Source organism: Caulobacter sp. GW821-FHT10A10, assembly GCF_059415745.1.
In genome coordinates, this window is the sequence record NZ_JBWKNV010000007.1 from 98,409 (window position 1) to 112,942 (window position 14,534).

General features: G+C 69.8%; 9 protein-coding genes. 7 read left to right on the plus strand and 2 right to left on the minus strand.

Annotated elements, in window-relative coordinates:
- Genes AC07NS_RS19520 through AC07NS_RS19540 form a run of 5 tightly spaced genes read left to right on the plus strand, consistent with a single transcriptional unit; the run spans position 1 to position 7,708 of the window.
- Entirely contained in the window at positions 1-2,496 is a 2,496-nt protein-coding gene (locus AC07NS_RS19520) for an acyl-CoA dehydrogenase (protein ID WP_494605920.1), read from the plus strand.
- Complete coding sequence (locus AC07NS_RS19525) at positions 2,496-3,827, plus strand: 3-oxoacyl-ACP reductase (protein ID WP_494605922.1); 1,332 nt, start codon at positions 2,496-2,498, stop codon at positions 3,825-3,827. Before AC07NS_RS19520 ends, AC07NS_RS19525 begins: the two co-directional genes overlap by 1 nt.
- Positions 3,828-3,831: 4 nt before the next feature.
- On the plus strand, positions 3,832-4,695 hold the full coding sequence (locus tag AC07NS_RS19530; protein WP_494605923.1) for a MaoC family dehydratase: 864 nt from the start codon (positions 3,832-3,834) through the stop codon (positions 4,693-4,695).
- Positions 4,689-5,975 (plus strand): acetyl-CoA C-acetyltransferase, encoded by a 1,287-nt coding sequence (locus AC07NS_RS19535; RefSeq protein ID WP_494605925.1) that lies wholly within the window; start codon positions 4,689-4,691, stop codon positions 5,973-5,975. The genes AC07NS_RS19530 and AC07NS_RS19535 overlap by 7 nt, the downstream gene beginning before the upstream one ends.
- On the plus strand, positions 5,972-7,708 hold the full coding sequence (locus AC07NS_RS19540) for an AMP-binding protein (protein WP_494605926.1): 1,737 nt from the start codon (positions 5,972-5,974) through the stop codon (positions 7,706-7,708). The genes AC07NS_RS19535 and AC07NS_RS19540 overlap by 4 nt, the downstream gene beginning before the upstream one ends.
- Before the next feature lie 149 nt (positions 7,709-7,857).
- Here AC07NS_RS19540 and AC07NS_RS19545 read toward each other — a convergent pair whose 3' ends face one another.
- The gene (locus AC07NS_RS19545) at positions 7,858-8,757 is read right to left on the minus strand and encodes a bile acid:sodium symporter family protein (protein WP_494605927.1); all 900 of its coding nucleotides are present in this window, start codon (positions 8,755-8,757) and stop codon (positions 7,858-7,860) included.
- 8 nt (positions 8,758-8,765) lie between these two features.
- Complete coding sequence (locus AC07NS_RS19550) at positions 8,766-10,442, minus strand: FAD-binding dehydrogenase (protein WP_494605929.1); 1,677 nt, start codon at positions 10,440-10,442, stop codon at positions 8,766-8,768.
- A gap of 333 nt (positions 10,443-10,775) precedes the next feature.
- On the opposite strand from AC07NS_RS19550, the gene AC07NS_RS19555 reads away from it, so the two are divergent.
- Positions 10,776-13,730 (plus strand): TonB-dependent receptor, encoded by a 2,955-nt coding sequence (locus tag AC07NS_RS19555; RefSeq protein ID WP_494605931.1) that lies wholly within the window; start codon positions 10,776-10,778, stop codon positions 13,728-13,730.
- Between the two features lie 207 nt (positions 13,731-13,937).
- The gene (locus tag AC07NS_RS19560; protein ID WP_494605932.1) at positions 13,938-14,426 is read left to right on the plus strand and encodes a PraA/PraB family alkane oxidation protein activator; all 489 of its coding nucleotides are present in this window, start codon (positions 13,938-13,940) and stop codon (positions 14,424-14,426) included.
- Positions 14,427-14,534 lie beyond the last annotated feature (108 nt).

The window sequence follows — 14,534 nt, forward strand, 5'->3', positions numbered from 1 at the left end:
ATGCTGATCTGGATCGGCGCGCTTGCGCCTGTGGTTTTCCTGCTGGCCTTCGTGCAGGCCAGAGCCCTGGCCTGGGGCGCGGCCCTGGCCGGCTGGATCGCGGCGGGATGGGCCCTGGGCTTGATCGGCGCGACTCCGGCCCTCGCAGCGGCGGCCGTTGTCGCGGTCTTCACCGTCCTGCTGGCCCTGCGGCCGCTGCGCGCCGCTGTGCTGTCGGCGCCCGCCATGAAGGCCTTCGGCGCGATCATGCCGAGGATGAGCCCCACCGAGCAGGCGGCCGTCGAGGCCGGCAACGTCTGGTGGGACGCCGAGCTGTTCGCCGGCCGGCCCGACTGGAAGAAGCTGCTGGCCACCCCGGCGCCAAAGCTGAGCCCCGAGGAGCAGCGCTTCGTCGACATCGAGACCGAGCACCTGTGCGACCTGTCGAACGACTGGGAGAGCACCGCCGTCTGGCAGGACCTGCCGCCGGCCGCCTGGGCCTTCGCCCGCGACAAGGGCTTCCTGGGGATGATCATCCCCAAGCAGTACGGGGGCCTCGGCTTCTCGGCCTACGCCCACAGCCAGGTGGTGCAGAAGCTGTCGACGCGCTGCTCGGCGGCGGCGGTCTCGGTGATGGTGCCCAACTCGCTGGGTCCGGCCGAGCTGCTGCTGCACTACGGCACACAGGCTCAGAAGGACCACTATCTGCCCAGGCTGGCGAGCGGCGACGAGATCCCGTGCTTTGCGCTCACCAATCCCTATGCCGGCTCGGACGCGGCCTCGATCACCGACACCGGCGTGATCTGCCGCGGGACCTGGCAAGGCCGCGAGACCCTGGGTTTCCGCATCAGCTGGCGCAAGCGCTACATCACCCTGGCCCCCATCGCGACGGTGATCGGCCTGGCCTTCCGCGCCGTCGATCCGGACGGGCTGCTGGGGCAGGGGCCTGAGCCCGGCATCACCTGCGTGCTGATCCCGCGCGAACATCCGGGGGTCAATATCGGCCGCCGGCACTGGCCGCTGAACGCGGTGTTCCAGAACGGCCCGATCACCGGCGACGACGTGTTCGTGCCGATGGAGATGGTGATCGGCGGCCAGGCCCAGGTCGGCCATGGCTGGCGGATGTTGATGGAGTGCCTGGCGGCCGGGCGGGCGATCTCGCTGCCGTCGTCCAACGTGGGCATGTCGAAGCTGGCCGCCGGCATGGTCGGCGCCTATGTGGCGATCCGCCGGCAGTTCAACATGCCGATCGGCGCCTTCGAGGGGGTGCAGGAGCCGCTGGCCCGGATGGCCGGCCACCTCTACGCCGCCGACAGCGTGCGACAGCTTGCGGCCGCGGCCTTGGACCAGGGCGAGAAGCCGTCGGTGGTCTCGGCCATCGCCAAGTACCACGTCACCGAGCGCGCCCGCATCGTCGTCAACGAAGCGATGGACGTGGTCGGCGGCAAGGGCGTGTGCATGGGCCCCGGCAACTTCCTGGCCCGCGCCTACCAGCAGATCCCCATCGCCATCACGGTCGAGGGGGCCAACATCATGACCCGCACCCTGATCATCTACGGCCAGGGCGCGATCCGCTGCCATCCTTACGTCCTGACCCTGATGCGGACCACGCAAGAGCGAGACCTGAAGGCCTTCGACGCGGCGCTGTTCGGCTATGTCGGCTTCCTGTTCAGGAACCTGGCGCGCTCGGCCGCCTTCGCCCTGACCGGCGGCGCGCTGATCCCGGCTCCGGCCGGCGCGGCGCCGCAGCTGGGCCGCTACTACCGCGCCGCGACCCGGTTCTCGACCCTGCTGGCCCTGGCCTCGGACCTGTCGATGGCCACGGTGGGCGGCGCCCTCAAGCGCAAGGGCGCGCTCACCGGACGTCTGGGGGACCTGCTGTCGCAACTCTTCATCTTGTCGAGCGTGCTCAAGCGCTTCGAGGACGAGGGCCGGCCGGCCGAAGACCTGCCGTTCGTCCACTGGGCGGCGCAGGACGCCCTGGCGCGGGCGGCGACCGCCTGGAAGGGGCTGACAGCCAATCACCCGAGCCGCGTCGTCGCCGGCCTGCTGGGCCTGGTCGGGGCGGGTCTGCCGGGCCTTACGCGTGGTCCGAACGATCGCGTCGCCGCAGAGGTCGCTGGGCTGATCCAGCGTCACGGACCGGCGCGCGACCGCCTGCTGGCCGGGTCGTGGACGCCGCGCATCGAGGTCGACCCGATCGCCGCCACGGCGGTGGCCTTCGATCTCCATCCGCAGGTCGAGGCCATCGAGCGTCGCTTGAAGCCCGCCATCACGGCCGGCACGATCGCCCGCGCGCCGCAGAACCTGACCCTGATGGACGCCTGGGCGGCCGAGGCGGAGGCCAAGGGCCTGATCGACGCCGCCGAGCGCGACCTGATCGGCCGCTTCGCCCACCTGGCCGATCAGGCGATCCAGGTCGATGACTTCCCGCAGGACTTCGGCCTGGGCGAGGGCCTGGCCCGCCGCAACGGGATCAAGGGCGCGGCCCGCGCCAAGAAGGAAGGGGTGGCCTGATGCCCGACCGCTATCTGGAATTCGCCAGCAGCGGCCTGGGCGGCTGGGTGGTCGAGGCTCTGGGCCTGCCCAAGCCGGCCCCGCTGCTGCGGCGAGGCGAGGGGGAGGCCCCGCCGACCTTGCCGCTGCTGCTAGGCCCGCCGACGGCGGACGGACGCATGGGGCCGGTGCTGGCGCGACTGGCGGTCGCCTCGGGCGTCGAGATTCACCACGCCTGGACGCCGGACGTGCGCTATGGCGGCTTGGTGTTCGACGCCTCGGCCTGCCTGGACGTCGCCGCGACGCAGGGGCTGTACCGCTTCTTCCACCAGGCGATCCGCTCGGTGGCCGAACATGGCCGCATCGTCGTGGTCGGGATTCCGCCCGAGACCGCCAAGACCGCCGAGGGCGAGGCGATCCAGCGCGGGCTGGAGGGCTTTGTGCGGTCGCTGGCCAAGGAGGCGCGGCGCAGCATCGCCGTGCAACTGCTCTACGTGACGCCCGGCCGCGAGGATCAGGCGCAGAGCACCCTGGCGTTCCTGCTGTCGCCGCGCTCGGCCTATGTGTCGGGCCAGGTGATCCGGGTGGGGGCGGCGGCCGTGGCGGCCGATCCCGCCGTCGGTCACGCTGGCCGCCAGGTGCTGGTCACGGGGGCCGCCCGAGGGATCGGCGAGGCGATCGTCCGGCTGTTCGTCGCCGAGGGCGCCAAGGTCACCGCGCTGGACGTGCCCGGCGCTCAGGACGACCTGCGAAGCCTGGCCGCCGAGCTGGGCGTCGATCCGCTGCCGCTGGACATCACTGCGCCGGAGGCGGCCGGGGTGCTGCTGAAGACGGCGCGAGCGCGCGGCGGCTTCGACGTGGTGGTGCACAACGCCGGCATCACCCGCGACCGCACCCTGGGCCGGATGGACGAACGCGAGTGGAACAGCGTCATGGCCGTCAATCTCGGCGCGCCCCTGACCCTGACCCGCGTGCTGCTGGAGGCGGGCGCGGTGCGCCGCAACGGCCGGGTCGTGGCGGTCTCGTCGCTGAGCGGCGTGGCTGGCAACATGGGCCAGACCAACTACGCGCTCTCCAAGGCCGGCTGGATCGGCGCGGTGGGCCGCATGGCGCGCGACGGGCTGGACCACGGGATCACCGTCAACGCGGTCGCGCCCGGCTTCATCGAGACCCGCATGACAGCCGCCATCCCGTTCGCGATCCGCGAGGCCGGCCGGCGGATGAACAGCATGGGGCAGGGCGGCAGTCCGGTCGACGTGGCCGAGACCATCGCCTGGCTGGCGCATCCCGCCAGCGGCGGCGTCAACGGCCAGGTGGTGCGCGTCTGCGGCCAGAGCCTGCTGGGGGCCTAGAACCATGTCCAACGCCGAACAGGTGTCGCCCCTGGGCATGGCCTGGGGCGCGGCCCGAGGCCTGCTGCGCGGCGGTACGGCCAGCGCCTTGCCGTCCGTCAACCTGAGCGCCGACGAGGTTTGGGTGCGCGCCGAGGCCGTCAGGGCCTATGCCGGGGTCTGCGGCTTCGCAGCCGAAGCGGGCGTGCCGCCGACCTTCGCCCACGTCCTGGCCTTCCCGTTGCAGATGCGGATCATGCTGGCGGCGGGCTTTCCGTTCCCGGTCATGGGCCTCGTGCACATCCACAATCGCATCCGCCAGCGCGCGCCCTTGCGGATCGGCGAGGCCCTGACGATCGGCGCCCGCACCGGCCGGCTGATGGCGCACGACAAGGGCCAGGCCTTCTCGCTGGAGACCTGGGCGCTGCGCGACGGGGCTACCGTGTGGGAGGGGACGAGCGTCTATCTGCGCCTGGGCAAGCCCGGCCATGGCGCGGTTGCGCCGACGCTCGACGGCGTCGAAGCGACTTCGCAGGTCGAGACCTGGCGGGTCCCCGCCGACATCGGCCGACGCTACGCAAAGGTGTCGGGCGACGCCAACCCGATCCACACCTCGCCCCTCGGCGCGCGGCTGTTCGGCTTTCCGCGACCCATCGCCCACGGCATGTGGGCCAAGGCCAGGGCCGTGGCGGCCCTGACCCGGGGCCAGGCGGTCGAGGCGATCGAGATCGAGACCGCCTTCCGCGCGCCCCTGCTGCTGCCTGGCGAGGGCCGCCTGTCTAGCGGCCCCGCCGGCGCCTTCGAGCTTACGGACGCCTCGGGCGGCCGAACCCATTTGCGCGGGCGCCTGATCAGCGCGCCCCAACCACAGGATTCTTCTCCATGCTGACCTTGCCCGCGCCCCGGCGCGTCGCCGTGATCGGCGGTCGCCGCATTCCGTTCGCGCGCTCCAACACCGCCTATGCCGAGGCCTCCAACCAGGACATGCTGACCGCCGCCCTCCAGGGCCTGGCCGACCGCTTCGACCTGCACGGCCTACGGCTGGGCGAAGTGGCGGCCGGCGCGGTGCTGAAGCACTCGCGCGACATCGCCCTGACCCGCGAGGCGCTGCTCTCCACCACCATCGGCCACGACACCCCGGCCTACGACGTGCAGCAGGCCTGCGGCACCGGCCTGGAGGCGGCGATCCTGGTGGCCAACAAGATCGCGCTGGGCCAGATCGACGTCGGCATAGCGGGCGGCGTCGACACCACCTCGGATGCGCCGATCGCGCTGAACGAAGACTTCCGCAAGGCGCTGCTGTCGGCCAATCGCCAGAAGACGACGGGCGCCAAGGTCAAGGCCCTGGCCGGGGCGGGCCTGACCGCGCCCTTCCGCCCCGAGCCGCCGCGCAACGCCGAGCCGCGCACCGGCCTCTCGATGGGCGAAAGCTGCGAGCTGATGGCCAAGCGGTGGGGCATCGCCCGCGAGGAGCAGGACACCCTAGCGATCCGCAGCCATCGCAAGATGGCGAAAGCGTATGATGACGGCCTGTTCGACGACCTCGTCACGCCGTTCCGGGGGCTGAAGCGCGACAACAATCTGCGGCCCGACATCGACCCGGCCAAGCTGGCGACGATGAAGCCGGTGTTCGACCGCGAGCACGGCACGCTGACGGCGGCCAATTCCACGCCCCTGACCGACGGCGCCTCGGTGGTGCTGCTGGCCAGCGAGGAGTGGGCGAGGGCGCGCGGCCTGCCGGTGCTGGCTTACCTCAGGGCCGGCGAGACGGCGGCGGTGGACTTCGTGGACGGCGAGGAGGGTCTGCTGATGGCCCCGGCCTACGCCGTGCCGCGCATGCTGGCCAAGCTGGGCCTCACCCTGCAGGACTTCGACTACTACGAGATCCACGAGGCCTTCGCCGCCCAGGTGCTGTGCACGCTGAAGGCCTGGGAGGACGACGACTACGCCCGCACGCGACTGGGCCTCGACCGTGCGCCCGGCGCCATCGATCGCGAGAAGCTGAACGTGCATGGTAGTTCCCTGGCGGCCGGTCACCCGTTCGCCGCCACCGGCGGCCGGATCCTGGCCCACCTGGCGGCCATGCTGGACCGCAAGGGATCGGGCCGGGGCCTGATCTCGATCTGCGCCGCCGGTGGCCAGGGCGTCGTGGCGGTGCTGGAGAAATGACCGGCGCGCCGATCATCGAGGGCGTCGACGGAGCCGACGCCGACCAGCTGTGGGCGCAGCGCTTCTGGACCCGGGCCTATCGTCCCGACGTGCCGGCCACGATCGACGACGAACTGGCCCTGTGGCGATCGGTCGGCCAGCTGTTCGAGCACGACGCCGCGCGTTTCGCGCAAAGGACAGGCTTCGTCAGCATGGGCTCAGGCGTGGACTATGGTCGCGCCCTGAAGGACGCGCGGGCCTTCGCCGCCTGGCTGCAATCGGCGGGCGTGCGTCAGGGCGAGCGGGTGGCGCTGATGATGCCCAACTGCCTGCAGTATCCGATCGCCCTGTTCGGCACGCTGATCGCCGGCGCCGTGGTCGTGAACGTCAACCCGCTCTACACGCCGCGCGAGCTGCGCCACCAGCTGGAGGACAGCGGCGCGGTCGCCATCGTGGTCATGGACATGTTCGCCCACACGCTGGAGCAGGCCATCGAGGGCACGGCGCTGCGCCAGGTGGTCGTAACCTCGATGGGCGACATGATGGGGCCGGCCAAGGGGACGGCGATCAACGTCCTGATGGGCCATGTCGAGAAGCTGGTCCCCAAGTGGCGGCTGCCCGGCGCCTTGCGCTGGCCGGCGATGATGCGGCGGGCGCGGCGGCTGAAGCTGGAGCCCGTCGAGGTACGGTCCGAGGATCTGGCCTTCCTGCAATATACCGGCGGCACGACGGGAGTGGCCAAGGGGGCCATGCTGACCCACCGCAACATCCTGGCCAATGTGCTGCAGGGCCGCGCCTGGATCATGACCCAGATCCCGCCCGACCAGGCGGTGGGCAACGTGACCATGCTGCCGCTCTACCATGTGTTCTCGCTGACCGCGAACCTGCTGATGTTCGTCGGGGTGGGCGGCCGCAACATCCTGATCGCCAATCCCCGCGACGCCAAACGGGTGGAGTGGGTGCTGCGCAAGGAGCGGTTCGCGGGGCTGGCGGGGCTGAACACCCTGTTCTCGAGCCTGCTGAAGAACGAGGCCTTTCGCGGTCGCGACTTCTCGGAACTGAGCCTGACCATCGCCGGCGGCATGGCCACCCAGCGGGCCGTCGCCGAGGAATGGGAACTGGTCACAGGCTGCCCGGTGATCGAGGGCTACGGCCTGACCGAGTGCTCGCCGATCGTCTGCGTGGGGTATGTGGATCTGGAGCGGCCAGAGACCATGGCCTTCGACGGCACAGTGGGCCTGCCGGTTCCTTCGACCGAGGTGCGCATGCGCCGCGAGGACGGCTCCTGGTGCGGCGTCGACGAGCCGGGCGAGCTGTGCGTGCGCGGGCCGCAGGTGATGAAGGGCTACTGGAACCATCCAGGCGAGACCGCGCGGGTGCTGTCGGCCGACGGCTGGCTCTCGACAGGCGACGTCGCCGTGATGCAGGCCGATGGCCGCGTGCGGCTGATGGACCGGCTGAAGGAGATGATCCTGGTCTCGGGCTTCAACGTCTATCCCAGCGAGATCGAGGACGTGATCGCCGCCCACCCCCTGGTCGACGAGGTCGCCGCGGTCGGGGTGCCCGACCCGGTGCAGGGCGAGCGGATCAAGGTGGTGGTCGTGCCGCGCTCGGCGGAACTGACGGCCGAGGCGGTGATCGCCCACTGCCGCGAGCGGCTGACGGGCTACAAGGTGCCGAGGATCGTCGAGTTCCGGAGCGAGCCGCTGCCGAAGACAGCGGTGGGCAAGGTACTGCGGCGGGAGCTGCGGTAGCCATTCCCCCAAAACCGTCATCCCGGGCGAAGGACCGCGAAGCGGTCCGCAGACCCGGGACCCAGGAGCAGCCGCACGGGGATGGCCGCCGCGATTTGCGTGAGCCTGACCGCGAAGCCCAGTCCCCTGGGTCCCGGCTCTCCGCTTCGCTACGGCCGGGATGACGATGGGTTTGAGACCGGATCACGCACAGCGCCCCGCGTCACCACCATCCCGAACAGCACCGCCAGCGGGAAGGCCGCCACGCCGTACACGGCGGCGGGCAGGCTGACTTCGGGGCGTTGCAGCACCGACTGGGCGATGACGATGGCCAGGGCGGCGTTGTGCAGGCCCACCTCGAAGGCGCTGGCGATGGCCTGGTCGCGGGCCACGCGCAGCAGGCGGGGCACGACGAAGCCCAGGGTCAGGCTGACCAGGCAGAAGGTCACGGTGACGCCGGCCAGCGCCAGGATCTCTTCGCGCAGCTCGGCCAGGTTCGAGGCCACCGCGCCGATGACCAGCACGGCCAGGAACAGGCTGGAGGCGATGCGCACCGGCTTGTCCATGGCGCGGGCGAAGCGCGGTTTCAGGCGGCGGGTCAGCATGCCCAGCGCCACGGGGACCAGCACCACCAGGAACACCTCGACGGTCTTGTCCAGCCGCAGGCCGATGCGCCCGTCGCCGGGTTCGAACACCGCGATGGCCCGGTTGACCACGAGCGGCAGGGTGACGACGGCCAGCACCGAATTGATCGCCGTCAGGCTGACGTTCAGCGCCACGTCGCCGCGAAAGAGGTGGCTGTAGAGATTGGCCGCCGTCCCGCCCGGCGAAGCCGCCAACAGCATCAGCCCGACCGCCATGGCCGGCGGCAGGTCGAACAGCAGCGCCAAGGCGAAGGCGACGATCGGCAGGATCAGCACCTGGCAGGCCAGGGCGACCAGGGCCGCGCGCGGCTGGCGGGCCACGCGGGTGAAGTCGGCCGGGGTCAAATCAAGGCCCAGCCCGAACATGATGATCCCCAGCGCGGCGGGCAGGCCCGTGGTGATCAGCGGCGAGGCCAGCCCCTCCACGGACCTAGCTAGACCGCGCCGGCCAGGGCCAGGCCCGCGGCCCGTCCGGAGAAGATGCAGCCGCCCAGGAACGTGCCCTCCAAGGCGTTGTAGCCATGCACGCCGCCGCCGCCGAAGCCCGCCGCCTCGCCGGCCGCGTAGAGTCCCTCCAGCACCTGGCCGTCGGGGGTGAGCACGCGGCTGGAAAGGTCGGTCTGCAGGCCGCCCAGCGACTTGCGCGTCAGGACGTGCAGCTTGACCCCGATCAGCGGGCCGGCGGCGGGATCCAGGATCCTGTGCGGCGCGGCGGTGCGGGCCAGGCGGTCGCCCAGCGACCGACGGCTGTTGTGGATGCCCATCACCTGCAGGTCCTTGGCGAAGGGATTGGCGATCTGGGCGTCGCGGTCCTCGATCTGGCGTCGGATCAGGGCGGCGTCGAGCAGGGGCGTCTCGGTCAGCCCGTTCATCTTGGCGACCAGATCCTCTAGCCGGTCGGCGACCACGAAGTCGGCGCCGTTGCGCTTGAAGGCGTCGACCTCGGGCGGCGCGCCCTTGCCCAGGCGGGATTTCAGCAGCGAGAGCCGCCGGCGGTTGGTGATGTCGCCATTCTGCTCGGAGCCGGAGAGGGCGAACTCCTTCTCGAGGATCTTCTGGCTGACAATGAACCAGCTGTGGTCGTGCTGCGCGAGGTCCGGCGTCGTGCGCAGGTGGCGCAGGGTGGCGACGGTGTCGTAGCCGGGCAGGGCGGGGAAGGGCAGCCGCCGCCCCAGGGCGTCGAACCACATCGACGAGGGGCCGGGCAGGATGCGGATGGCATGGCTGGGCCAGATCGGCGCCCAGTTCCGCACGCCTTCCACGTAGTGCCACATGCGGTCGCGGTTCACGAGGCGGGCTCCGGCCGCGCCGGCGATGTCGAGCATGCGCCCGTCTACATAGGCCGGCACACCGGTGATCATGCTGGCCGGCGCCGTTCCCAGCCGCTCGGGCCAGTAGCGGCGGACGAGATCATGGTTGCCGCCGATGCCGCCGGTGGCCAGCACCACGGCGCCGGCCTTCAGCGTGAAGTCGCCCACGACGTCGCGATTGGACGGCGCGCCGCGCGCGGCGTCGTCAGGCGCCAGCACCGCGCCGGAAACGCCGGTGACCCGGCCGCCCTCGACGATCAGGTGATCGACCCGGTGGCGGTGATGGAAGCTGAGCTTGCCCTCAGACGCCGCCTGGCGGGCGCTGTCGGCGAAAGGCTCGGACACGCCGGTGCCGGTGCCCCAAGCGACGTGAAAGCGCGGCACGGAGTTGCCGTGGCCCATGGCCTGGCCGGCCCCGCGCTCGGCCCAGCCGACCATCGGCGTCAGGCTGATCCCGTGGCGGCGCAGCCAGTGGCGCTTCTCGCCGGCGGCGAACTCGACATAGGCGCGGCCCCAGCGGATCGACCATTCGTCCTCGGGAAGGGGGCCGTCCAGCCGGTCCCAGCCGGCGCTGCCGGTCCAGTCGCGCCAGGCCAGGTCCAGGCTGTCGCGGATGCCCATGCGCCGCTGCTCGGGCGAATTGACGAGGAACAGCCCGCCGAAGGACCAGAAGGCCTGGCCGCCCAGGTTGGCGGCGTTCTCCTGGTCGAGCAGGGCGACCCGCTTGCCGGCCCGGACCAGTTCGTCGGCGGCCACCAGTCCGGCCAGCCCGCCCCCCACGACGATGACGTCGGCATCCATGTTTTCGCCCTCCCGATCGGCGCTGAACCTCGGCCTTTTTTACAGCGATGTAAATATTAATTCGAGGTCAGGAACAGGCCCGATCGTCCGGCCCCGGAAGGCCGTGGAAAGCGATCTTCGACGCACGCCGCCTTGCCCCAAAAGGGCCGCCGCCAGACTGCCGCAACGTAACTGAACATCGATGTAAGTAATGTATTGACATGCTAGTGAATAGGTAGATCGTACAACCCAACCGTGGGGCGGAGCCGCCATGCCGCGCGGAGATTGATGAGGGGCGGGGGAAACGTTCACCGGGCCAGACGCAGAGCTGGCCGGGGCAGGGGAGGATAGGGCATGGCTGCAAAAGCCTGCGTGCGCGCGCGTCTGGCCGTCACCGCATCCGCCATGGCGCTCGCCGTGGCGGCGGGGCCGGCTTTGGCGCAGGACGCCACGACCCAAGTCGAAGACATCGTCGTCACCGCGCAGAAGCGCGAAGAGTCAATCCAGCAGGTGCCTATCGCCGTAACGGCCCTGTCTTCGGAAGCGCTCAACGAACGCAAGATCGAGGGCGGCTCCGAGCTGATGCGCGCCGTGCCGAACGTCTCGTTCTCGAAGGCGAACTTCAGCATGTACAACTTCTCGATCCGCGGGGTCGGGACCAAGGCGATCTCGGCCAGCAGCGATCCCGCCGTGGCCGTCAGCTTCAACTCCACGCCGCTGATCCGCAACCGGCTGTTCGAGCAGGAATACCTGGACGTGGCGCGGGTCGAGGTGCTGCGCGGGCCGCAGGGCACGCTGTACGGCCGCAACGCCACCGGCGGCGTCGTCAACATGATCCCGAACCTGCCGGGCCATGAGTTCGAGGGCTTCATCAAGGGCGAGGCCGGCAACTACGACAGCCGGCGGATGCAGGCCCTGATCAATGTGCCCATCGGCGAGACCTTCGCCCTGCGCCTGGCCGGCTCGGCCACCAAGCGCGACGGCTTCGACTACAACACCTTCAACGAGACCAAGGTGAACGGCCGCGACCTGTGGTCCACCCGCCTGTCGGCGGCCTGGGAGCCCTCGAGCCGCCTGCGCACCAACGCGATCTGGGAGCACTTCGAGGAAGACGACAACCGCTCGCGGACCGGCAAGCAGCTCTGCACCACCGATCCGGGCCCGACTTCGGTGGGCGCGGTGACGATCACCTCGGCGCTGATCCGCAACCGCCTGAGCCAGGGCTGTCTGCCGGGCTCGCTGTACGACGACGCGGCCTACGGCGTGCCCAACGGCGGCGCCTTCGCGCACATCTTCCTGGCTTCGGTGTCGCTGGGCCAGAACGCGTCCAACCAGACGGTGTTCGCCGTGCCGCTGGGCACCGATCCCTATGCCGGCCTGACCCAGTCGAAGGACCTGCGCGAGATCGCCACCAGCTACGACCCGGTCTTCCGCGTGAAGAACGACGTCTTCCAGTTCAACGTCGAGTTCGACCTGACCGACAAGCTGAAGCTGATCTCGCAGACGGCCTACGCCAAGGACGACTACTACTCGACCCAGGACTACAACCGCTTCGTCTCCAACCCGATCTTCAGCAGCACCGACGGGCTGCGCGACGTGCTGGGTCAGCCGATCGTGGGCAAGTCGTTCCTGTCGGGCGGCTACTACACCGACCCGCAGCTGGGCACGTCGAACCGCATGGTCTCGGCCGATCTCAGCCGCTCCGACAATCGCCAGTGGACGCAGGAACTGCGCCTGCAGTCGGCCTTCGACGGGCCGTTCAACTTCAGCCTCGGCGCCAACTACATCGACTTCAAGTCAGCCGACGACTACTTCGTGTTCAACAACGTGTTCACGTTCCTGGCCGAGTACTACTACAACGTCGACATCACCCTGCCGAGCAACCAGGGCCGCCAGACCGCACCCTGCACGCCGACGACGGCCAAGGAATGCGTCTATGTCGACTATTCGTCGCTGGATAACCTGGCCGGCGACGGCCACAACTACTTCCGCAGCAAGAACGCCATCCATACCCGCTCGTGGGGGATCTTCGGCGAGGCCTATTACGACCTGTCGCCCACCTGGCGGGTGACCGCCGGCCTGCGCTACACCGACGATCGCAAGGTCAGCACGCCCTATCCCAGCCAGCTGCTGCTGGGCGCCGACCGGGGCACCCCGGGCACCTCCTCGGGCGGCTATGTCAGCCGCGGCTATCCGGCCCTGCCGGACATCGACCAGCAGTGGGACGCGGTCACCGGCCGCCTCGTGGTCGACTGGAAGCCGAACTTCAGCTTCACCGACGACACCATGGTCTACGCGTCCTATTCGCGCGGCTACAAGGGCGGCGGCGCCAACCCGCCGCGGGTCGACATCAACCCGTCGGTCATCCAGTACCAGCCGCTGGCCGAGACCTTCGATCCCGAATACGTCAACGCCTTCGAGATCGGGACCAAGAACACCCTGGCCGGCGGCATGGTCCGCTTCAACGCCACGGCCTTCTACTACGACTACAAGGACTACCAGGTCTCGCAGATCGTCGACCGCATCTCGCTGAACGAAAACTTCGACGCCCGCACCTGGGGCGTGGAGCTGGAGACGGTGTTCCGGCCCACCCGCGACTTCAGGCTGGACGCCAACCTCGGCTACCTGAACACGCGGATCGCCGACGGCGAGGGCTCGATCGACGTCATGAACCGCACCCAGGGCAACGCCGACTGGATGGTGCTGCGGCCGTGGCTGCAGGTGCCTTCCAACTGCGTGGCCCCGACCAAGTACGTCGAGCGGGTGCTGTCGCGGCCGTTCCCGGTCGAGCTAACGACCCTGGCCCTGCAGGCGCTCTGCGGCGGTTCGCTGCGGACGGGGACGTTCAACCCGGCCTTCACCTCGACCCTACCGTTCTGGGCGCTCTACGGCTTCACCTACGACCCGCTGACCGAGGCTCCCAACGGCGGCCGCGGCTTCGAGGCGGATCTCAGCGGCAACGAGCTGCCCAACGCCCCGAACTGGACCGCCAACATCGGCGCCCAGTACACGTTCCACAAGAACGACTGGGCCCTGACGTTCAGGGGCGACTACTACTACCAGGGCAGCAGCTACGCCCGCGTCTACAACACCGAATACGACCGGCTGAAGTCGTGGGACAACGTCAACATCTCGGTGACGCTGGAGAAGCCCTCCGACGGGCTCGTCTTCCAGGCCTACGTCAAGAACCTGTTCGACAAGACGCCCATCACCGACACCTTCACCAACAGCGACGACACCGGCCTGACGGCCAACGTCTTCACCCTCGATCCCCGTCTCATCGCGGTCAGCGTGTCCAAGCGCTTCTAGGCCCTCTCGGTAACTCGCCGCCCCCTTCCGGGGCGGCGATTTTTTCGCACCCGACGTTCCTGAAAGGAGCGCCGGGCGTCGGCGCGACTCCTGAATAAGTTATTGAAAATACTATATTATTCCGTTTGACTCCCTCCGCATTTAGCAGTTGCATACACCCGCCGCCCCAATGCGCGGTTGTAATAAAAAACATCGGAGGAAGACGTCATGTTGAAGACCGCTTCTGTTCTGGCCGCCGCCGCCCTCGGCTTCGCCGGCCTGGCCGGCGCCAGCTCCGCCTCGGCCGCGACCATCGCCCCGGCCGGCGCCAGCTTCACCCTCACCGGCAACCTGAGCCTCAGCCAGACGACCAACGTCACCTGCGCCGTCACCCTGACGGGCACGGTGAACGCGGCCGGCACCGCCGCCACCATCACCGGCGGTTCGTTCGCTCCGGGCTCCTGGCAGTGCGGCTGGCTGGTCGTTCCGTCGGGCTTCCCGTGGACCGTCACCCCGGGCGCGGGCCCCACCGTGACGATCACCGGCATCTCCGCCAGCTCGATCGCCGGCAGCTGCTCGGGCACCATCACCGCCGCCCCGTGGACCAATGGTCCGCCCAGCAGCGTGACCTTCTCGAGCGCCTCGATCCCGGGCTCGCCGAGCGCCTGCACGATCAGCGGCACCCTGACCAGCAACGTCACGCTGACCGTTTCCTGATCCCCCAGGGCGAACCCTCGTCCCTCGACTCGCCGGGAGCCTTCGGGTTCCCGGCGTTTCTTGCTCCAGGGGGCGGCGCTTGCGCTCCCACGACAGGTCATTCGGGAG

Bases quoted from the DNA above. Each gene is read 5' to 3' on its own strand.
- AC07NS_RS19555 (WP_494605931.1), top strand. From the start codon at position 10,776: ATGGCTGCAAAAGCCTGCGTGCGCGCGCGTCTGGCCGTCACCGCATCC.
- AC07NS_RS19535 (WP_494605925.1), top strand. From the start codon at position 4,689: ATGCTGACCTTGCCCGCGCCCCGGCGCGTCGCCGTGATCGGCGGTCGC.
- AC07NS_RS19520 (WP_494605920.1), top strand. From the start codon at position 1: ATGCTGATCTGGATCGGCGCGCTTGCGCCTGTGGTTTTCCTGCTGGCC.
- AC07NS_RS19540 (WP_494605926.1), top strand. From the start codon at position 5,972: ATGACCGGCGCGCCGATCATCGAGGGCGTCGACGGAGCCGACGCCGAC.
- AC07NS_RS19550 (WP_494605929.1), bottom strand. From the start codon at position 10,442: ATGGATGCCGACGTCATCGTCGTGGGGGGCGGGCTGGCCGGACTGGTG.
- AC07NS_RS19560 (WP_494605932.1), top strand. From the start codon at position 13,938: ATGTTGAAGACCGCTTCTGTTCTGGCCGCCGCCGCCCTCGGCTTCGCC.
- AC07NS_RS19530 (WP_494605923.1), top strand. From the start codon at position 3,832: ATGTCCAACGCCGAACAGGTGTCGCCCCTGGGCATGGCCTGGGGCGCG.
- AC07NS_RS19525 (WP_494605922.1), top strand. From the start codon at position 2,496: ATGCCCGACCGCTATCTGGAATTCGCCAGCAGCGGCCTGGGCGGCTGG.